Below are 19,545 nucleotides of genomic sequence, written 5' to 3'. Positions count from 1 at the left end.
TTTAACTGTTAATTATTATGCGGGCGTACCCTTATTCTCTTTCTTTTTATTGAAAAATCCAATGATCTTATTCCAGATTGCCTGTGCCTTCATCTTATACTGATCGGCATCAAATAAAGCCGAGTCGGAAGTCGATTTGTAGGTCAGGAATATCGCAAGTGGTGTCAGTACTATAATTGCCATCCACATTCCCCACATAGGAGTCAGGCTGGCATCTTTAGCTGCTTTTTCCGAAACCGTAGCAATGACGTGATAGATTAAGAAGAATATGATCGCCATCACAACAGGAAGTCCTAATCCGCCCTTGCGGATAATGGCTCCCAATGGCGCTCCGATACCAAAGAGCAATAAACAGGAAAAAGCCAAGGTAAACTTACGGTGCCATTCGATATCATATCGAACATCCTTCTCCGCATACGGAGCAAATTCTGCTTCTCGATTGACCGCCATATCTTTAATCTGACGTGCCTGGCTCAAGCCATTATTAATGGACATCCTCATCTGACCATTTGTATCAAAGTCAGGTAGAGATACCTTAGCCTTCGTCCTTCCGGGACTATTTTCCCTAAAGTAGGGCGAATAATAGTTAATATAACGTTTTGCTTCAAAAGAATTTGTCCGCTCCAAGCTGTCAATATAAATCCGATTAGAATCTGAATAAAGTTTTAGCTGCTTCAAGTTCAACATCTGATGATGGGATTTGAAGAGGTCCTGATCCGTTCTATTCATCTGGAAACTTCCCATATCAAATTTAGTCGTTGTCTCCTTGAATCTAAATCTGGTGAACTGCTGTCTGGGATCATAACGCTTCGCGTTTTCCGATCGTGAATCCTCATAGCGAACCCCATCCTTCAATTCCAGCACCATAAAATTATTATCGGGTGAATTCTGTATAAATCCTTCCTTCGCAAAAGTAACGTTCGTAGCTGTACCACCTGATGGGTGCTCATAGATCATTAAATCATGCAAGGTCGTCCCGTCTTCACTTTTCCCTTTCGCACGAATCGAATATCCAGGGATGGTATTGTTAAATACTCCCGGTTTGATAAAGAAATCGGCTTTTTTCTTCCGGACATCATACAATAGTGAACCCATTTTCAGATTCACCACCGGTAAGATATAGTCGGAAAAGAAAAAAGATCCTGCACTGAATAGTCCCACCACCACAAATAATGGGGTCATAGCTTTACGTAAAGATACCCCAGCAGCCTTAATGGCAACTAGCTCATAGCTTTCACCTAAGTTCCCAAAAGTCATAATCGACGATAGCAACATCGAGAGTGGCAGCGCCATGGAAAGCTGAACAGCACATTGATAGCTCAACAGCTCCAAGATAACATACCATTGGAATCCCTTGCCGATTAAGTCATCAATGTATTTGAATAAAAATAACATCACGAGAACAAACATGACAATAAAGAATGTCACCAAAAATGGCTTTATGAATGCTTGTAATATGAGTAAGTTAACTTTTTTCATTTGATTCCTTAATCGGAATGCCTCGGCTTTCTCCTTGAAATACGAGGTTCCAAATGCAAAGATACAATTTTGATTATTCAAAAAATGTTAGAAAAAGTTAATCTGAAATTCAATATTGAAGGTTGTTTTTACTGGACTAATTTTTTTGACTTTATGCTATTAGCAAAAATTATATTTTTCGTTCAGTTGAAATTCTGTGTAAATCAGTGCTCTGCATTGGCTCTGCATTGGTTCCAGTCGGGTTTCGCTCGTGTTTTGCTCGTGAATGGTCCGCACCTTGTTATGACATGGTCCACAGCTCGTCCGCTTGTGAGCGGACGAGCTCCGGATAAGTTTTGGACAAGCTGTGGATGAGACACTAGCAAAACACGAGCAAAACCAAAAGCAGACATGGCTGAAATCAAAAAAAAGCTTGGACAAAATGAAAAAAGCCCCTAATTTGCATTAGAGGCTCTAGTTAAGAAAAATTTTTATGCTCCGATTACTCTTTGCAAGTAACCGATCGAATTGTTCCAAATAAGTTTTCGGTCATCAATGTTGTCTTCTTTGACATAGTCTGTGACACTTAATGCAACATCATTGGTCAGTTCATCTTGAATAATTTCAATTTCAAAGAAATAAGGCTCATCATCCAACCACTTGAATTTTACGCTCTTGTTTTCTTTGGTAGCGACCAATCGTGCTCTGTGGGACTCATTATCCCAAATAAATTCATAAATACCATCATGATAATTCACATCATCTGCAAACCACTGAGCAAGCTCATTAGGCTCCTGTAGGTAAGGAAAGAGAATTCTAGGTGAAGAATTTAGTACATATTCTAGGTTTAATTTAATCTTTTCTGCCATTTGATACTTATAAGTAGATCTATATAAATTTTTGTTAGTAATCTGTTCACATGTAATACATGCTACTTTTTGTAAGTATAATGAATTAATCCGTTATTCAAAAAAATCTAATTAAATCTTTTATTCACAAAAAGCGCATTATTAACAGTCTAAAGGCAGGACTGAGCCTGTATTTACCGATAATTTCCATTTAATTGCTGTTAAGCTATCTTTTTGACTATAAATTGATTGTGAATTATAGGCTAGGAATTGATGATTTAAATCCTAAAATTGTATAAATTATTCTTTGATAATTATTCCTTATTGCTATCTTTGCATACCGAAAAACGGCGGGGTAGCTCAGATGGTTAGAGCGCAGGATTCATAACCCTGAGGTCGGCAGTTCGATCCTGCTCCCCGCTACTGAAAAAAAGCTCAGCATTCGCTGAGCTTTTTTAGTATATATCCACGTTAAACTCATATTTTGACGTTTGGGTACTAAATATTTTAACTAGCAATTGCTTTTCCAGATTGTACAGAAATTCTAAGCGAGACACAAGCGAGACAGAATTTTAATAAGATGTACACAGATCCAATCATTGTTCAAGGAAAAGATATTAAGACAAGGTCTTATATCTATTATTATTTTAACGGCAAACGTTATAAAGAATACACAGGAAAAAAACTAGGCTTGCATATTTTTCCGAATTCAGCAAAGACCTTAAAAGAGCAAAGAAAGCTTTTAGATCAACTTCAGTTTGAATTTTTATCAGCGTTAAAAAATGGTGTTCTAAATCCTAATTCTAAAGTTGAAAACTTCCAAGTAAAGGAAATCCTTATCGAAGCTTTAAATAGAAAATTGTCTGAAAATCTTAGCAAATCTTATAAGAGCGATTTAAAATTAACTTTGAAAGCTTTTTTAAATGTATTACCAAAACACTTTCATACGGTTTCAATATTAGAATTAAAGGTTATTCATATTGAAAAGTTTCTGAATTTATATCGAACTTCTAATACTACATTTTCAAATAAAAGAATAAATTTAATGGCAATCTTTTCAGAAGCCAGTCGAATTTTGGATAGGGATATCGATGTTGTTAGAAAAGTAAAACCCAAAAAATCAATTGCAAAACTTCATGAAATTTATTCAAAAGAGGAGTTAAAAACAGTTTTAGATTATCTTAAAGAGACTAATCAATATTTGTATTTATGTTGTTTGTTAGTTTATGGAACATTTTTAAGACCTCACAATGAAGTAAGGGTGTTAAATAAAAAGCATTTTAATGGTGATTATTCCATTATTACATTAAGTGGAGTTGAGAACAAAAGTCGAGTAATCAGAACTGTGAATGTTCCATTATTTGTACAAAAGGAATTAAAACCTATTCTTGATCAGATTAAGCGTGATGATAACATTTTCTCATTATCTAATCTGCCTTTTAATGATGATTATTTTAGAACACTATGGACACGTTCAAAAAAGGTTATGTTAGAAAAGGGAATTATTAGGAAGGAACAAACAATATATTCTTTCCGTCATACAGCAGCTATTAACGTTTACAAGAAAACTAAAGACCTCCATATCCTTCAACAGCTTTTAGGTCATTCAGACATGATAGTAACATTAAAATACCTTCGTGGATTAGGTGTTCACAATACAGAAGAGCTTAGAAGTGTAATGCCTGAACTTTAATTTGGACTCGAAAATATACATTTATATCCCCATGCAAAAAACGAAGTCCAAATCATAAAAACTAAATTCGCCCAATTCCCTTTGTGGGGTTGGGCTTTTTTGTTTATTATTAGCCATCAATTCACATTATATGTCTAAATACAATTATGGGGATGAAGATGAACTATTTGACCCTTCAAATTTCCAAGAACCTGCGAATACTCAACTGCTAAAAGAAGAATTCAATCTAAATTGTACGATTGAAATTACCGATCTATATAAAAGGTATTTCAATCCACTTGATATTACTTTTAAATCAATTGGGAATAAATCTAATCTAACAAACACGCTTGAAGAGCAACACCAAAATTTCAGAATCGTAAATGAAACATTTTATATGGTTTTTGAGGAAACCGAAGATGGAAGGTTTTACCATGATGATTCTAGAATTTATGAATTCATTTCTCTTTTACTTTTTAAAAAAGATTTAAACGTTATAAATGCTGAGGAGAAAGAAAGGTTAAATGAGTTTTTCAATCAATTGATAGATCTGTTTATTCTTTTTAAAGTTGATTACTGGAATTCTTATTATTCTCAATATCATGAATCATTATCAAAGTCTGGATTCAATGAAGACATTGAAGAAATAACCTATTTAAGACAGCTCTTGGATAAATGGGAGAATATATCAAACGTTGAAATATCTCTCCGCAAAAAGGATGAATATGGCTCTGTAATAATTTCTGAAACCCAAAAGGTTAAAGATGATATTTTAAAATTGATGTTAGAACCTTTCATTAAACGTAAATATTACGACTTTATTAATTCTTATAAGCTTGAAGGTGAAATTTCTAACGAGGAGAAACTGGAGTCCAAACTTTATTCAAATGAAGTAACCTCTAAATTCACTCTCACAAGCTTCATATCTGAAGCAATTGCCATTCTGAATTTTGAAGGCATTAAACCCTCAATGAGTTTTGAATATTTTGATTCACTTTATACCATGGTTCATAATAATACTCATTTTGAAACCAGACTAACACCAACATATGAATTCTTAAAAGTTGTTGTTCCAGCACTCAATAGTTTCTTAGAGGATCATGCTATTAAAGGTTTCAAGAAAAAACACAAGCACATGCTTATTTTTTCTTTGCTCAGATCTTTTTCATTTATTCCTGACAAGAAAGGTTTGGAATTAAATGGTAATGAGGATGTTAAGGAAGACTTTGTCAAACAGCTTCTAAGATAAATTAACTCAATTCCAAAAAGGGGGGATAGAAACATTAAGTTGTTTTTATCCCCCTTTTTCGTTGATGCACCTTTGTATTGTCAACAGCGGATAACGCCTCAGAAAATATGCGAATAAACTGTTGAGTGTTCTTTGAAATGCGATAACAATACAAGAAAAAATGGGGGCAAGGAAATATTAATTTAATAGTTGCCCCTCAAATTAAACAAAGAGCTTTGCTCATGACATCTAGCCAATAAATGTGCAGTTGGTTAGTTGGAAATTATAAATAATGCACACAATTTTTAAAATGAAAAAAATTACATTAAGGAAAGTAAGCAACAAGGTTGCAGGCTTCCAAACTAAAAACCAACCAATTACTGTTTTATCATTCTTTAAAGATGATAATAGTGAATCTGGTATCTGTACAAAAGAAGAAATGATAAATTATATTTCTAATCTAGACGAAAATGAATTTACTTCCTTTAGATTTCTACTAGAAAATTTATTCATAAAAGCCAGAGTAAATGTTTCGTCAAAAGTATACACTGATCGTTTTGATGTTGATTATGTATATGTAAACATAAATTATATTTCTGGCGGTGGAGAAAAATTTAAAGTGATCTGCTTCCCTGGTTTTGAAAATTTTAGAATGGCATTAAAAACCAAAGGAGTTTATATTAGCTTTCAAGAGTTGATTGATTACCTAAACATTAAAATTGAAATTCCTGATGAAGGTGATACTTCTGAGGATGCGGATTTTGCCGCATAATTAAATAAGTCAAGGCTGTCCTATTTGGACAGCCTATTTTTTAACCTACAAATATTAAAATCATGAAAACTATTACAATCAATAAAGGACAAAAATTAATGGATTTACCTAAATCAATATTTCCTCACATTCCATCTAACCATATTATTTTTAAAAACATCACAGGTATTGGTGCAACAACAATGGAAATTCTAGATTTAACAAGGCATTCAATCATTATTGAACCAAATGTTCCAGTTATAATAGGTAAGGAGAAAAAACATCCTGAAATCCTAGGTGTTTATAGAGGAGTGTCCGAGAGACATGTTTTAGAATATTTACTAAATGAAAACATTAAAAAGAAGAAAATTCTAACCACTCCTGAATCATTTCAAAAGATAGTATTGGCATGTATTGATAACCAAAGTCGTTTTAACCTATATAAAGATTTTTTCCTTTTATTTGATGAGTGCGACAAAATCACTAAGGATATTGAATTTCGAGAATCAATAACAGATCCACTAATACATTTCTTCATGTTTGATAACAAAGCATTCATTTCTGCAACTGCACTAGTCCCAACCGATCCGAGATTTAAAAGTCAAAACTTTGAATATCTTTCAATAATTCCAAACTATGATATCACTATGAATATCGATTTGCATATTACAAATAATCAATATGCATTATTTCAGTTACTTATAAAGCAAAATGAAGGTCGTAAAAATTTCATTTTCTTCAATTCAACAAGAGGAATTGAAAAAATCATTTCAAAACTTAATATTTCTAATGAAAGTGCAGTATTTGTATCAGATAAAAGTTTAGGTGACATAGAAGGAAAGGTGCAATATGCCTCCTCTTCAATTGAAGAAGAATGTTTTGTGAAGTATAATTTTTTCACATCTAGATTCTTCTCGGCCGTTGATATTGATATAGATTATGATTGTAATATATTTCTTATCACAGACACTCATATGGCAGAACATTCTATAATCGATGCTAATTCGGAAGCAATACAAATTATAGGAAGATTTAGAAATGATAGTTTTAGGAAGAAAATAATAGCTATTTCGAACGTTGATGATAAACTAAATTGCAAGAAAATTGAAGACGCAGAGATATTTATCCATACCCTTGATTGTGTTTATAGCCACCTATTAGCACTTCATGATGCTTCTACAAAACCATCTCAAAGAGAAGCTTTTAAAATTTCATTCGAAGGTCATGTTTATAATAAATTTCTCGATCCCATCACTCGTAAAAAATCTTATTTCCTTATTGATAATTATTTTTTAAAGCAAAAATGTTTATTTCAGTATACCTCCCAAGTCGAATTAATAGACTCTTATAATACTTCTTCAATTTTTAATACTGATATTAATTATTTTAACGTTGAAACTTATTTCAGAAATTTTTTCTACGATTCACAGTCAGATATTTCAAGAAGAATATTCAGATCTTACAAACAAAACATAACAAGAATTTTTGATCTTTTAGATGGGTATAATCATTTCGAACCAACCTCTGATGAATACAATGATTTACAACAGCAAGTGGCTGAAACTCAAATGTATTTTCCAGAGATATTCCTGGCTATAAAGTTGAACCTATTAGAAGAAATATATAAAGCACATTGTAAAACTGATGTTGAAAAAGCAATTAAGTCAAAATTGATTAACGACTCAGCCGATTGCATCCCCTTTATAGAAGATTTGAGAAATGAATTTCCAATCAATTCTGAATGGCAAGGAGATGATCTAAAGCAACAATTTGGAGATATAATTGACAAATATTCCCTTCCGATGAAACATACTATTGTTAATGCAAAACGATACTTAGAAATTAGTGATCGCTACAAAGGAAGAGGGGAAAATCGTAACATTTGGTTTTATAAAATATTAGATCATAAATAATGAACTCAATTTTTTGGGACAGTAAATTATTTACCCCTATAAGAGGTATTTCAAGAAAAATACTGTCCCATTTTTAGAGTTAATTCTACTTCAATTTGCTTTCCAAAACGAATTATGAAAAAGTTCAACCCAATTAAACTAAAAAATACCAAATCTGATGAAATGTTTCATTCTTCACGATTCGAGCCAGAAAGTTCGAATCCTAAAAGATAAAGAATCAATATTTTCATTTTTAATCTTGCACCTAATTATACAATAAACAAGAGGGTTTAATTTTGATAAAACTGTTTAATTATCATCCATTTAAAATCAATCAAAAATCTATTTGACCTCAGATATCCTTATTGTCAACATATTACCACTATCAAACTTTTTTTCTATTCCCCCCGCATCAATCCTAGATATCAACATCCCCCCACAACGCTTCGAGTTGGAAGCCATTCTTTCAACATCAAAACCAATAACACAGCCTATCGGAAAAACCGATAGGCTTTTTTTATGTACAAATTTTCACAATCGATTATGAAAAATCTAATGAACGTATCTGAAATAAAAGTTGAATTTAAACCTAAATTCAAGCTTTCTGAATGTCCCCAAGTTTCATCTTCTAAGGAAGCCTTTCAGATATTTAAAAATGTCTGGGATGAAGGATTAATGACATTCTTGGAAGAGTTCAAGGTAATCCTTTTGAACAATGCAAATAGAGTTTTAGGAGTTGTTGACATTGCAATGGGTGGTAAAGACTTTGTACCAGTTGATATGAAGGTTATATTTTCTATAGCATTGAAAGCATCTGCATCCAAGATTATACTTGCACATAACCATCCATCCGAAAAACTGATTGCCAGTTCCCATGATATTGCACTTACAAAGAAAGCTGTTGATTGTGGCAAACTATTGGATATTGAGGTGTGCGATCACTTGATTTTATCGAATGACAGCTACATTAGTTTACGTGATGAAGGAATGTTTTAACTGCAATTCATTATTTGCTATATTTGTATCATTAAAATATTTAAGAAATTAAGCGTTAGCTTGAAGTTCTTGTGACAGAGAAAACCTAGGAAATTTTCAATTTGCGCAACAAGGATGGATATGGTAACGTTCTACGCTATATATAAGCGTGGGACGTGCCTATCTGTTTTGTTTGTGCAGGGTTCTCCTAGGTACCTCTCTCAGCAATTCAGCTCTAGGTTACGTCCCACGCTTTTTATTTATTAACCTTTCGAACAGGGGCATTCGAACCATTTAATTTTAATTTTTATGAATTTTAAAACTTTTTTATTTGCCCTAATCTTAGGAGCATTATTCTTGAGTTCTTGTGGATCTGGAAAGGTTTGGAGCAGAATTGGAATGACTGAGCAAGAATTTTTAGAAACTAAGAAAAATCGTAAGCGTATTCACCTTGTACAGCAGACTTTGACTAAGACAGTTTACAAAGCCAACGATTTTAATTTCTTCTATTATTTCCAAGACAAAATTTTGGTTGAACAAAATCAAGGACAGAGACAGTCTGATTTTATTTTGGAAAATAGAAATAGATAGGATTATGAAAAATTTTTTTATGAATGTTTTAGCAATTCTTATTGGAATAGGATTGCCAGCGTATTTTTTTTACAATAAAAAACAAAAAGAAATCCATCAACAGGAGTTGGAAGCCGAGAAAAAACAAGAGTTAAAGGTAAGAGAGGAAGAAAGAATGAATGAACAACTTTCAAAATCCTGTAAGTATGATTTAGCCTATAAAACAGCTATGGATTACTTATGGAAAGAGAATTATAATCTTATTGAATTAACTATGACCACAGAGAATCCTTCAAATTGTTCTATTGAATATTATTTTGATGTCAGATTGATTAAATTTAATGAATATACAAGAGAAGATGAATTAAGCGACAAGGTTTATCAACTTAGAATGGAGCTTAAAAAGTATAATGATTTTTACGGAATTGAATTGGCAGAGTTAATTGACAAAACCAATAATAAATACAGAAAGTTATTATAAGCAAGTATTAATCTTTTCATAATATGTCAACACATTATATTGATGCATCTTGTACTCAAACTAATGAAATACAAAATCGCAATAACGCTTTAAAACAGGCTTTTATAAACATTGAAGAAACTTTATTGAGGGTCCAATCTTGGCTTAAACATGAAGAGCTTAGATTTAGTGTTAAGAGTGATTTCCTGAATTCAAAGCAATCGCAATCATTAATTAAACAAATTACAACTCCATTTGCAATAGTTTCTTTGGGCTGTTCCCCTGAAGGTATATTTAGTATAGTTTATAGTCTAGATCATCGGATAAAAGATCTTATAGGTGATTATTTTACTAATACTCTCTTAAGGAGAATCTACGAATTTACAAGTGGTGATTTAGAAGGGAAAATACACATTGGTTCTTTGAATAGTGATTGCTTTTCTACAATTTCTCAAATGATTGATTTAGCGGAAAATAATTCTTACCATAATGTTACTACAACAGACTTTATTGATGGATTAGAGTAATAAAATTCTTAAATACAAATAAAGCCTCTCCATTAGAAGAGGCTTTATTTTTTATTAGATATTTATTTTCTAATAAACGCCAATATGTTCTACCCAAGCATTTACATTTTCAATGACTTCACCACTTGGTCTCTCCTTATCCATATAGTACCATTTATTTTCAAGTCTCATGTAAAGTCCTACTGCTAGAAATGTGAAATTTCCTTTTGTAACCGAAACCACATAAAAATCATTATTTGCTTCTGGAAGCCTTTCACTTGTTTTTACCCAATTCATATTTTTCTTTTAAGTTTTATTAAGAAATGTGATTCAAAATTTAGTTTTCGAATTTAATTAATACTATTTTGTCGTTAAACCTAAACTTGTAATTTGTTAAAGTTTGTCGACTTTTAGCTATTTATGGATTTCTTATGATAGTTTGAGTTTGGACATAGAAATTTACTCAGGGTTTTAAAAACCAAATATGGTGTCCAAATTTTTATGTGATGATACAGACTCCATTCTCTTCTTTATCATTCTTTTGAAAACAATCCTTAACACATCATATGAAACTTTTGAGAGTTTCCATGAGTATTAGGGATGTATATGCTAGTTTATATGGTTTAAGGATAATAAAGTCTTGTAAGCTACAACTATATACTTTTATTAACACCTGAATAATTTTTAGTGCCTCACTTAAAATCATTACACTCACTTAAAATTTGGAGGGTTTCGTGTATAAGATAAGATAAACAAATATTATTGAAATCGTTTAAACAAATCCGCAAAATTTTCGGCCGAAACCTCACTCAAATTACTTCCATGACGAACAAAATATTTTCCATTATAAATTGATGGCTTTGAATCAGATTCTATCTTTAGGAGTATAACTTCCTTTTCAAAGTATTTTATGAGAGATATGTTTCTCAGCAGATTATCTTTATCTCTTTCAGTAATTGGTTGAGTTTTTATAAGGTTGACTAATTTAGTGAAGTATTCATCGCTTAGCTTTTTATAGTTACTAGCATCGCCATTAGCACCAGTTATATCAAAGTTAGAATATCTTATAGCTTCAGTACCATAAATTTCCTTATATCTTCTTGTTGTATCTGGAGTATCTGACACACCAATTAAACAATATCCTACAGCATTTTTATGAGTATTTGCCATTGCGGTTAAGGTACATATAACTTTGTTGAATAATTCATTATTAAACTCTCTAGCTTCATCTAAGTTATGCAACCCGACTTTAAAATCATACAAGGTCTGTTCAGTTGATGACTGCATAAGAATATTTTCGAATTTTGTTATCCATTGACTTCTAGCCGGATCATTATTGTCAGAATCAATAAAATTACGTGATATAACGCCTACAAGAGCATCAGTTTGAGTTTGTTTTTCCTTAGCAGACCAACGGCCGCCACCTGCAGAAAGTTTGATTACTTTATCTCCTGCTTTATCTAGTGCGGCTATGAGAGCCTTCTTGTCGGATATCTGTTTGTTTTGAGAAATAAGTAATTCATATAAAGAATAAAAAACAATTTGAAAGTATCTAGAAATTCTAGGTTGTTGACTCTCAAAGATTAAATTATTAAAATTTTTACCAGAGACTTTTAATAATTCTATAAGCGAATCGAATACAAACTGGATATTGCTAGAGATAACCTCCGTATTGATTTTCTTAATATTAGTCTCAACATTTTGGTATATAGCCGACTCTTCTTTGTCATAATTATAACCATACAGTTCATCCAAAATTTCATAACTTGACCTAATGCTCTTATCTGAAATTACCCAAGCCAGTATATCAGCAATAATTTCTTCATCTTTAGACTGTCTAAGATCTTCTTTAGAAATAATGTTATTCCTCACCCAAAATATATCCTCTATATTAATCCCGTATTCTAAATTTTTATTAGTAATACTAATATTCTTCATAGAATTTAGATCTAATATCTGGCTTGCACTAGAATCTCCACGAATATTTGATGAAAGTTGTCGAACTAATATTGCAAAATCTGTTAATACACCTGCTTGTCGAAGCTCTTGCTTGGATAGATGCTTTCCTCCTGAATTTAATCTTCTGAAAATTTCGTCAACATTCTTCTCCTCTGATTCTTGGTAAATTGACAGTGGAATCTGATATCTTGCTATTTCCACGCATAAAAATCTATCTAATATCTCAGTCTTCTGAACAAGTTTACCATCATCTTTAAGAAGTTTGGAATCTGCCATTGTATCTAAATCAAAATATTTGCCTTCTATATCAAATTCTTGATTTATAAAGGACATTATAGCATTCATACGTTGCATTCCATCGATAATTTCCAACGTTTTTTCTTCATGAATAGTTACCTCAGCGAGTAAAATTAATGGCACTGGATAACCGTTGATTATTGAGTTAATAAAGCTCTTCTTCTCTTCAATTGACCAGACAAGTTTTCTCTGATACCTTCTGTTTACTAAGAATTGTTTCTTTAGATAATAACCATATAAGGTTTGTATGCTTTCACCTTTAATTGAAAGATCTGATGAGTCCTTTTTAATTGTCATATTTTTACATCATTATTAATTGGAAATAAGGCATTCCGCCTCAGCCAATATAGAAAATTATCACGCCATAATAAAATATTATGTCATGCTAATTTCTTTACATTGGATCGGCTTCATAAAAGCTCCTAAATCTTTTTAATTTCATTAAAAATCTTCCTGCTTTTAGAGTTTGGCTCGCCTGCTGATCGCTCAGGCTTCGATGTTGTCACTATTTTTGAAACAAAAATACCGCCAACAGTCTACGTGTACTTCGTACATATCGTTGAATCATGCTTGCGCATTTCTCTTCAACGACACCTCGCTCAACTCGCAGGACGGCGAGCTGTATCAATTGCAAAGCATAGTTCCAAATTCAATAGTTAATTGTGTTTTACTCTCTGCACCATCTAAAGGTATCCATTGATAATTTTTTAAAAAATATGCATTTCCACCATCAATATTCACCCATTCATCTATACCTCGTGCGCCATTTTTTAAGTCGGAAGATGTTGAAATTCCTATAGGCGCTCTATACTTACGTTCTGAAACCAACAATTTACATCCTCCACTTTTAATTGATTCTTCTGCTTGAATTTGGCTGTAAAATTTTGCTTTTGTCATTCGTGGTAATAAACTATTAACTTGAGAGGGAGACATGGAAGTCGCACATGAATTTAATAGAAAAATAAAGCTTATAACAGCTAAACAAGTATATCTAATCATAATTATGTTATTTATAATAAATATATAAATAATTTGGACACGAAAATTTACATGGGGTTATAGATGCAAAGAATGGAGTCCAAAACCTGTTGCTATTTTCACACTTTTTATATAATTTAGTGAGACACACGCGAGACAATTCGTTTGTTTTTGTGCAATTTGAAAAGGCTTTTTTCTAGTCAGATGTGGGTTTAAAGGCTAATTAGAGGGATTCATAACCCTGAGGTCGGCAGTTCGATCCTGCTCCCCGCTACTGGAAAAAAGCTCGACGAAAGTCGAGCTTTTTTAGTATTTAGTAGGGAGTATTTAGTAGTTAGACGCCGGCAGCTGTGCCGGGGATGGGGGGTAGTTAGAATATAGATAATTTAAAATATTAGGTGAAATCGCAAAAAATGACCTAAACTAACTTCAGTGCCTGTAATTCAGCAGCAAGTCGATGAAGCCCTTCCTCTATTTTTTTCAATTGGGGTTGTCGAGGCCTCTTTAGTCCAGAAGAGTAATGCTGTATCTGTCGTTGGTTGATACCAGTAATCTTCTCCAAAGCCGAGTTGGTAAAGATCCCTTTGTAGTAGTTTAATAGGCTTTCCACATCAAAATGATATATAATTTCATAATCATCTTTTAATATAGTTGGGATATTTTCTGGCGTAAACTCTGCTTTAATAATGCTAATAGCATCTAAAATGGATTGTTTTGCTTCTTCCACCGTATCTCCTCCGCCATAGATGCCTTCGGCATTCTCTGCATAAGCACTGAACATATCGTCACTGCGCTCGATGATGATTTTCAAGGTTTTCATAATGTTGTCCATTTTAGTTTTCTTGAGAACTTGAAGCTTATTTAAGCCCCAAATCTTTCATTATTTTTTTGCGAAGGCCTTCTCCAATTTCCTTACTACCATGATAGGGAATGAGACATATCTCTAACTCCATAATATAAAGGTAGTATATTTACTACTGTTTACAAAAATTGTTTTTTATATTCAATAGAGAATGTAGTCATTGTATGAAACGAAGGTTATAAACTAGTTGTGAAGAATTTCTTTCCAATATTAGCAATCGTTTAGATATCTTTGGACAAGCCGATTTAATGCCTTATTGCCAATCCTGCATTCCATTTTAATAAAGCCTTCGAATAATAGACATGAATTCATATATTAGTGTATGATTAACAGGATGTTGATCAGTTTATTGATACCTAAAATTATAATTTTTCCAAAAAGCAAAAGAGACTAACAGTAAAAAGAAATAAAGGAATGCCTTTAACGGGAATGCTGACATAGGTGATGACAACGGCAGCACATGATTATAGGAAAATGATTAAAAGTAATTTTAAACTGATGAGCTATGAAAAGATTTATTTTTTTGATTTCAATCATTATAACATTATGTTCCTGTGAGCGTAATGAAATTGATATTAACAATACGAGGATTGTTGGAGAATGGAAATTAGTTCGAATTGAACAAGACGTTATGAATCCCTCAGGAATTAAAAAATCTACAACTGATTACAGTTCAAAAAATGTGATTTATAATTTTCAAAAAAACAATTTGTTAAAAGTTAGCGGCGGTGAAAATTTTGGATATAGTAATGGAGAATACCCGTATGAATTCAAAAAAGATTATTTAAGTGGTTCTCCTTCGGCTGAAGAAACTAAAATTAACCTTGTAATTATTAATGATTCAAAATGGGTTTTTAATTTTTCAGATTCTCAAATAACTTTGAGTAAAGCTTACGTAGATGGTCCAACGTTAATCTTGGAAAAGAAATAAGAGTAGATCACCTTCTATTCACTCAGGCAACGAAGTTGTCTACTCTCTGCTGTTCTTTCTTGGTCATGAAAGGAGATAAAACAAAGTAAAAGGATTATTATAAAAACATTTTCTATTATAAATCGAACATTTCTATTTATATAAAAATGAAAGCTTTGATTTATAAATTACCTAAAAACAGGTATTTTTTACCAAAGGTAAATTTGATAAATTCAATATTGATTGTAAACCTTTAAAACAGTTAGTATGAGAAAGTTTGGAAATTTACTGCTATTTTTTATAGTTATAATGCTAACTGGTGTATTAATGAACTCCTGTGGCAAAAGTGAAGATCCTATAAAAGGGGAAGCATATCTTGAATGTAAACTTAATGGGAAACTACACAAATTTAATAGTGTAACCAATGCCAATGATCCACCAGCTGAAGAGACGGTTCATTTCGTAGTTGTTGCTGGGTTTGAAAATGATGACGTAGTCAAAGCACCTTCTTTTGGAATAACGCTGGTCTCTGAGGAAAATATCACAGAAGGGATCTATCATGTAGAAGGTGGTTCTTCACCTGAACTTGATGCAGATTATTGTTTACAAATTTATGAAGGTGAAAACTTTGTAGAAACTAAATGTTATAGTGGAGGAAGATTAAGTGATACCCATTTTTCACTAAACATTACAAGTCTTGACGATTGGGGAGTAAAAGGTACTTTTTCTGGCCGTTTACGTGATGTTGACGATAAAATCATTGAAGTGACTGAAGGTAAATTTTCTGCGCCTTATAACATCAATCTATAAAGAACTATTATCAGATATTCTTGCTGGTTTTAGTGATAAGTGACAACCCTAACAAATCTCTGTTGGCGTGATATTCTTATCCTACCAGGTTTGGTAATTCGTCATGCCTATGGCGTTGAATGCTTTGTCGCAATCTCATAGCCACTCCTTACTATCTTTAAATTCACGTTCGAACAGATTGTGATTAGTTGTAATGCTTTGTTTTTAACTTTGAATCGAAAAAAGTAAGGCAAAGGATTTATTCCGAAAATTTCCTTTTGTTCCATCAAAAAGTAATTGCTTATTACCCGCACTTGTAAAAAGTCTTTAGGATTAAGCTGGAAAGATTTGTAAATTGTTGCTACAAACCAGATTACTAATCTTATGAAGCAAATTATCCAATTTATCACTTTCCTATTGGTTTTATCTACTTGTTTGCCAACCAGCAGCTTTGCAAAGGAAAAGGAAGTAAAGGTTTTCAACCTACAACGATTTTCCAGTCTTCAAGAATCCGACGTTATTGGAAACATTCAATTTGTGTGCGGGAAAAAGATATAAATATCGCATTACACTAAATCGTTATTGACAAAAAGTATCGGGTTACTAATCTTTGTAAAAAATGCTATCATGATTTCTGTTGGTATCGTAGAAGATGAGAAATTTTATAACAACAGCCTAAAAAGGGTGCTGGATATACATGAGGAGTTTACTTGTGTCGCTCAGTTGTATTCGGGTGCTGAAGCATTGAAGCAATTGCCAATAGTACGCCCAGACATTGTGTTAATGGATCTACATTTAAAAGATTCTCAGGGTAGCGATGTGATAAAAGTATTGAAAGGTCAAATGCCTCAGAGTAGTTTTGTGGTTATTACCAGCTTTGAGGACGATGAGAATGTCTTTGAATCACTTCGTGTAGGGGCTGTGGGTTATTTGATGAAGGGGGAAAGTCTGGATAACATCGTGAAAGCTATTCACGACGCTTATAATGGTGGTGTACCAATGAGTAATTCCATCGCTCAAAAGGTACTAAAATTCTTTAGGAGTCAATCTGAAAAGGAAATAAATATTCCTGAGTTATCTGTTACCGAACTACAGGTATTAGACTTGTTGGCTAAAGGACAGCAATATAAAGAAATAGCTTACAGAAAAAAGGTTTCGATAGAAACCATCAAAAAACATATCAGTAATATTTACAGAAAGCTTGGAGTAAGTAATAAAGTAGAGGCAATTAATTATTTACGAAAATATAGTTAACACCTACCATGTTAAACGAGACTATTTTCAGTTTATTGAATATTGGATTCAACATCTGTTTTATGTTGTATCTGACGTTCAAATATTTTTATGAACAGAGCAATAAGTATTATTTATTTCTAGCCCTTCTCAGTCTTTCTTTCACTACAAATTTAATTCTTCGCTTAGAAGTTGTAAATGGCGATTATACATGGGTTCGTATTTCCAGAAAAGCAGTAGTCTTATTTTTTTATGCCTTTGTCCTATCCTTCTTGGATTCGCGACTAAGTAAATTTGTTCGTATTAGCCTTATTGCGGGTATCGTTTATATTGGTATAGGTATGTTCTCTAGATTATTGATGTCGAACTTTACCATGTTTGCATCAATCAATAGTTTGTATAAATCCTTATACACTTACGTCGATCTATATATAATTGGGGTCATGATTTACCATATCTGGAACAAACGTAACGGATATTACCTTTATATCTTTTATGGTTTGCTAACTGTGATTATTTGTGCCGTCCTGATTTATATTGGTGATCCATTATTTGGGCTTGACCGTTATATTTCAGGATATCTGATCTTTCAATTTGAGATTTTGATCTGTTTTTGCTTCTTTTTTTTAGCGATCATCAGTAAGGAGAATGAACAGAAACTGGAAATTGAGCGATTGGAGAATTTAGTAGAAATAGAAAAGCAAGAGAAGGAAGCATCACTGAATTTAGAACGCGAGCGCATTGCATTTGATATGCATGATGAACTTGGAGCACCTATCGGCTATTAAATTACAATCGGAGATTCTCAAGAAACAACATGGAAGTGGTTATAATGCACAAGAGTTGGATAATTTAATTACCATTTCCGACCATATGAACAGGTCGATGCGAGAAATGCTTTGGTCCATTAATCCGGATCATGATAACTTAAAGAATTTTGAAGAGTATTGTATTCGCTATGCTGAAGAATATTTTGAAAGGACCTCCATATCATTTCAGCATATATCAAACGTACAGGATCCTGAATCCAGTCTTTATGCAGAAGTTAGGTATAATCTATTATTGATTCTGAAAGAAGGATTCCATAATTGCGCCAAACACAGTCAAGCCAATCTAGTAATATTGACGATCAACGCAAATTCCCGATCCATCCATCTTATCATACAGGACAATGGTATTGGTCTATTGCCTGATGCCCCAGAAGGGTATGGATTAAAGTCGATTAGGAAGCGTGTAGAGAAACTAAAAGGAGAAGTGCTTTTCCATTCTCAGGGGCAAGGCACGCAGATTGATGTCCGAATAATTACCACTAGTTAAAAAGCATCAAATCAATTACCCATTTTCGGTATTGACCGAGGAGTGATTTCCTAATAATTTTGGATAACAAACCAGTATTATCTAAACAAGCTTATTATGAAATTCACTCAAAAAATGAGGAGCATTAGTATCTTATTTGCCCTCTTACTGTTCCTTCCGTTTACTGCCTGTGAAAAATTGGAAAAAGGTGTTCTAGAAATTCGAAAATATCGAGGATATCCTTATTCTACGGATGGAGATAAATTATTTTTCAACGAAGAATTTTCATGTGTAGTAGTCGATGAGGCATTAATCGACTTCAGTCCAGGAGAAATCAAACGGGTTGTTGTAAATGGTGACCAGAATTATAGCGGGTATTACACTCACTATGAATACTTTTATCACTCAGACAAAAGTGCCAAAGATGTCGGTTATTCCTATAAAATGGACTGCAATGAAAGGACGCATTACGGTATGGCAAATGGCTGTTTTCATGTGAAAGATGCGGTGGGTTTACCTGCTGAAAATAGTGGTTTCGGTCAAATTGCTGGTGCTTGGAAATACCCAGCTACAGGCGAGGTGGTATGGATAGATTCTGACAGGAATGGAACCGGAAAATTAATTCATGGAGGATCAAGGTTTCCAAAAGAAGCTTTAGGAGGAATCTTTTTTACAGAGGTTCAAAAAACAAGTAGCAGAGGCTATAAAGCCAAAAACCACCTTTATTATCATGGAACTGGATGGGCTCCTGGCTCCTACCATGAATTTGAAATTAGTAATGATGGATCGACTTTTAAATTAGGCAGTGCAACATGGTATCGGGTAAAGTAAATCCAATGGTCAACAGAGCTTCTTAAAGCT

At 32.8% G+C, this 19,545-nt stretch carries 21 protein-coding genes and 1 tRNA gene; 16 read left to right on the top strand and 6 right to left on the bottom strand.

Features of this window, described 5'->3' with window-relative positions:
• Window positions 1-15 precede the first annotated feature (15 nt).
• Complete coding sequence (locus tag E0Y80_RS03335; RefSeq protein ID WP_156305997.1) at window positions 16-1,479, bottom strand: LptF/LptG family permease; 1,464 nt, start codon at window positions 1,477-1,479, stop codon at window positions 16-18.
• 470 nt (window positions 1,480-1,949) lie between these two features.
• Window positions 1,950-2,327, bottom strand: coding sequence for an START-like domain-containing protein (locus tag E0Y80_RS03330; protein WP_156305996.1), 378 nt, complete (start codon window positions 2,325-2,327; stop codon window positions 1,950-1,952).
• Between the two features lie 328 nt (window positions 2,328-2,655).
• On the opposite strand from E0Y80_RS03330, the gene E0Y80_RS03325 reads away from it, so the two are divergent.
• The 9 genes from E0Y80_RS03325 to E0Y80_RS03285 all read left to right on the top strand — a co-directional run bounded on the left by E0Y80_RS03325 (window position 2,656) and on the right by E0Y80_RS03285 (window position 10,381).
• Window positions 2,656-2,729, top strand: a tRNA-Met gene (locus E0Y80_RS03325).
• A 157-nt stretch (window positions 2,730-2,886) separates the two neighbouring features.
• Window positions 2,887-3,999: a tyrosine-type recombinase/integrase gene (locus E0Y80_RS03320; protein WP_156305995.1), complete on the top strand. Its 1,113-nt coding sequence runs from the start codon at window positions 2,887-2,889 to the stop codon at window positions 3,997-3,999.
• A 130-nt stretch (window positions 4,000-4,129) separates the two neighbouring features.
• On the top strand, window positions 4,130-5,227 hold the full coding sequence (locus E0Y80_RS03315; RefSeq protein WP_156305994.1) for a hypothetical protein: 1,098 nt from the start codon (window positions 4,130-4,132) through the stop codon (window positions 5,225-5,227).
• A gap of 289 nt (window positions 5,228-5,516) precedes the next feature.
• Window positions 5,517-5,978 (top strand): hypothetical protein, encoded by a 462-nt coding sequence (locus E0Y80_RS03310; protein WP_156305993.1) that lies wholly within the window; start codon window positions 5,517-5,519, stop codon window positions 5,976-5,978.
• 62 nt (window positions 5,979-6,040) lie between these two features.
• Entirely contained in the window at window positions 6,041-7,870 is a 1,830-nt protein-coding gene (locus E0Y80_RS03305; RefSeq protein ID WP_156305992.1) for a hypothetical protein, read from the top strand.
• Between the two features lie 522 nt (window positions 7,871-8,392).
• On the top strand, window positions 8,393-8,845 hold the full coding sequence (locus E0Y80_RS03300) for a JAB domain-containing protein (RefSeq protein WP_156305991.1): 453 nt from the start codon (window positions 8,393-8,395) through the stop codon (window positions 8,843-8,845).
• Between the two features lie 288 nt (window positions 8,846-9,133).
• Window positions 9,134-9,415, top strand: a complete 282-nt coding sequence (locus E0Y80_RS03295) for a hypothetical protein (protein ID WP_156305990.1) — start codon at window positions 9,134-9,136, stop codon at window positions 9,413-9,415.
• A 19-nt stretch (window positions 9,416-9,434) separates the two neighbouring features.
• Window positions 9,435-9,875: a hypothetical protein gene (locus tag E0Y80_RS03290; RefSeq protein ID WP_156305989.1), complete on the top strand. Its 441-nt coding sequence runs from the start codon at window positions 9,435-9,437 to the stop codon at window positions 9,873-9,875.
• 23 nt (window positions 9,876-9,898) lie between these two features.
• Window positions 9,899-10,381 carry a hypothetical protein gene (locus E0Y80_RS03285; RefSeq protein WP_156305988.1) on the top strand — a complete coding sequence of 161 codons (483 nt, stop codon included), beginning with the start codon at window positions 9,899-9,901 and terminating at the stop codon, window positions 10,379-10,381.
• A 69-nt stretch (window positions 10,382-10,450) separates the two neighbouring features.
• On the opposite strand, the gene E0Y80_RS03280 is transcribed toward E0Y80_RS03285, so the two are convergent.
• The 4 genes from E0Y80_RS03280 to E0Y80_RS03265 form a co-directional block, all read right to left on the bottom strand.
• On the bottom strand, window positions 10,451-10,657 hold the full coding sequence (locus tag E0Y80_RS03280) for a hypothetical protein (RefSeq protein ID WP_156305987.1): 207 nt from the start codon (window positions 10,655-10,657) through the stop codon (window positions 10,451-10,453).
• Between the two features lie 462 nt (window positions 10,658-11,119).
• Complete coding sequence (locus E0Y80_RS03275; protein WP_156305986.1) at window positions 11,120-12,913, bottom strand: GmrSD restriction endonuclease domain-containing protein; 1,794 nt, start codon at window positions 12,911-12,913, stop codon at window positions 11,120-11,122.
• 327 nt (window positions 12,914-13,240) lie between these two features.
• On the bottom strand, window positions 13,241-13,615 hold the full coding sequence (locus tag E0Y80_RS03270; RefSeq protein ID WP_156305985.1) for a hypothetical protein: 375 nt from the start codon (window positions 13,613-13,615) through the stop codon (window positions 13,241-13,243).
• Window positions 13,616-14,012: 397 nt separating this feature from the next.
• A complete protein-coding gene (locus E0Y80_RS03265; protein WP_231595905.1) occupies window positions 14,013-14,426 on the bottom strand; it encodes a type II toxin-antitoxin system HicB family antitoxin in 414 nt (137 codons plus the stop codon).
• Between the two features lie 535 nt (window positions 14,427-14,961).
• Between E0Y80_RS03265 and E0Y80_RS03260 the strand changes: the two genes are divergently transcribed.
• The 7 genes from E0Y80_RS03260 (at window position 14,962) to E0Y80_RS03230 (ending at window position 19,515) form a co-directional block, all read left to right on the top strand.
• The gene (locus tag E0Y80_RS03260; protein WP_156305984.1) at window positions 14,962-15,387 is read left to right on the top strand and encodes a hypothetical protein; all 426 of its coding nucleotides are present in this window, start codon (window positions 14,962-14,964) and stop codon (window positions 15,385-15,387) included.
• A gap of 246 nt (window positions 15,388-15,633) precedes the next feature.
• Window positions 15,634-16,176, top strand: coding sequence for a hypothetical protein (locus E0Y80_RS03255; protein WP_231595904.1), 543 nt, complete (start codon window positions 15,634-15,636; stop codon window positions 16,174-16,176).
• A gap of 363 nt (window positions 16,177-16,539) precedes the next feature.
• Window positions 16,540-16,713, top strand: coding sequence for a hypothetical protein (locus tag E0Y80_RS03250; protein WP_156305983.1), 174 nt, complete (start codon window positions 16,540-16,542; stop codon window positions 16,711-16,713).
• Window positions 16,714-16,782: 69 nt separating this feature from the next.
• Window positions 16,783-17,409 carry a response regulator transcription factor gene (locus E0Y80_RS03245; protein ID WP_197091473.1) on the top strand — a complete coding sequence of 209 codons (627 nt, stop codon included), beginning with the start codon at window positions 16,783-16,785 and terminating at the stop codon, window positions 17,407-17,409.
• 8 nt (window positions 17,410-17,417) lie between these two features.
• Window positions 17,418-18,176 (top strand): hypothetical protein, encoded by a 759-nt coding sequence (locus E0Y80_RS03240; protein ID WP_156305982.1) that lies wholly within the window; start codon window positions 17,418-17,420, stop codon window positions 18,174-18,176.
• Window positions 18,145-18,705 carry a sensor histidine kinase gene (locus E0Y80_RS03235; RefSeq protein WP_156305981.1) on the top strand — a complete coding sequence of 187 codons (561 nt, stop codon included), beginning with the start codon at window positions 18,145-18,147 and terminating at the stop codon, window positions 18,703-18,705. The genes E0Y80_RS03240 and E0Y80_RS03235 overlap by 32 nt, the downstream gene beginning before the upstream one ends.
• 96 nt (window positions 18,706-18,801) lie before the next feature.
• Window positions 18,802-19,515 (top strand): hypothetical protein, encoded by a 714-nt coding sequence (locus tag E0Y80_RS03230; RefSeq protein WP_156305980.1) that lies wholly within the window; start codon window positions 18,802-18,804, stop codon window positions 19,513-19,515.
• The last annotated feature ends 30 nt before the right edge of the window (window positions 19,516-19,545 follow it).

This window comes from Sphingobacterium endophyticum (genome assembly GCF_009733535.1).
GTDB lineage: Bacteria > Bacteroidota > Bacteroidia > Sphingobacteriales > Sphingobacteriaceae > Sphingobacterium > Sphingobacterium endophyticum.
This window is presented reverse-complemented; position numbering and strand designations above follow the sequence as displayed.

Bases quoted from the DNA above. Each gene is read 5' to 3' on its own strand.
- E0Y80_RS03335 (WP_156305997.1), bottom strand. From the start codon at position 1,479: ATGAAAAAAGTTAACTTACTCATATTACAAGCATTCATAAAGCCATTT.
- E0Y80_RS03330 (WP_156305996.1), bottom strand. From the start codon at position 2,327: ATGGCAGAAAAGATTAAATTAAACCTAGAATATGTACTAAATTCTTCA.
- E0Y80_RS03320 (WP_156305995.1), top strand. From the start codon at position 2,887: ATGTACACAGATCCAATCATTGTTCAAGGAAAAGATATTAAGACAAGG.
- E0Y80_RS03315 (WP_156305994.1), top strand. From the start codon at position 4,130: ATGTCTAAATACAATTATGGGGATGAAGATGAACTATTTGACCCTTCA.
- E0Y80_RS03310 (WP_156305993.1), top strand. From the start codon at position 5,517: ATGAAAAAAATTACATTAAGGAAAGTAAGCAACAAGGTTGCAGGCTTC.
- E0Y80_RS03305 (WP_156305992.1), top strand. From the start codon at position 6,041: ATGAAAACTATTACAATCAATAAAGGACAAAAATTAATGGATTTACCT.
- E0Y80_RS03300 (WP_156305991.1), top strand. From the start codon at position 8,393: ATGAAAAATCTAATGAACGTATCTGAAATAAAAGTTGAATTTAAACCT.
- E0Y80_RS03295 (WP_156305990.1), top strand. From the start codon at position 9,134: ATGAATTTTAAAACTTTTTTATTTGCCCTAATCTTAGGAGCATTATTC.
- E0Y80_RS03290 (WP_156305989.1), top strand. From the start codon at position 9,435: ATGAATGTTTTAGCAATTCTTATTGGAATAGGATTGCCAGCGTATTTT.
- E0Y80_RS03285 (WP_156305988.1), top strand. From the start codon at position 9,899: ATGTCAACACATTATATTGATGCATCTTGTACTCAAACTAATGAAATA.
- E0Y80_RS03280 (WP_156305987.1), bottom strand. From the start codon at position 10,657: ATGAATTGGGTAAAAACAAGTGAAAGGCTTCCAGAAGCAAATAATGAT.
- E0Y80_RS03275 (WP_156305986.1), bottom strand. From the start codon at position 12,913: ATGACAATTAAAAAGGACTCATCAGATCTTTCAATTAAAGGTGAAAGC.
- E0Y80_RS03270 (WP_156305985.1), bottom strand. From the start codon at position 13,615: ATGATTAGATATACTTGTTTAGCTGTTATAAGCTTTATTTTTCTATTA.
- E0Y80_RS03265 (WP_231595905.1), bottom strand. From the start codon at position 14,426: ATGGACAACATTATGAAAACCTTGAAAATCATCATCGAGCGCAGTGAC.
- E0Y80_RS03260 (WP_156305984.1), top strand. From the start codon at position 14,962: ATGAAAAGATTTATTTTTTTGATTTCAATCATTATAACATTATGTTCC.
- E0Y80_RS03255 (WP_231595904.1), top strand. From the start codon at position 15,634: ATGAGAAAGTTTGGAAATTTACTGCTATTTTTTATAGTTATAATGCTA.
- E0Y80_RS03250 (WP_156305983.1), top strand. From the start codon at position 16,540: ATGAAGCAAATTATCCAATTTATCACTTTCCTATTGGTTTTATCTACT.
- E0Y80_RS03245 (WP_197091473.1), top strand. From the start codon at position 16,783: ATGATTTCTGTTGGTATCGTAGAAGATGAGAAATTTTATAACAACAGC.
- E0Y80_RS03240 (WP_156305982.1), top strand. From the start codon at position 17,418: ATGTTAAACGAGACTATTTTCAGTTTATTGAATATTGGATTCAACATC.
- E0Y80_RS03235 (WP_156305981.1), top strand. From the start codon at position 18,145: ATGATGAACTTGGAGCACCTATCGGCTATTAAATTACAATCGGAGATT.
- E0Y80_RS03230 (WP_156305980.1), top strand. From the start codon at position 18,802: ATGAAATTCACTCAAAAAATGAGGAGCATTAGTATCTTATTTGCCCTC.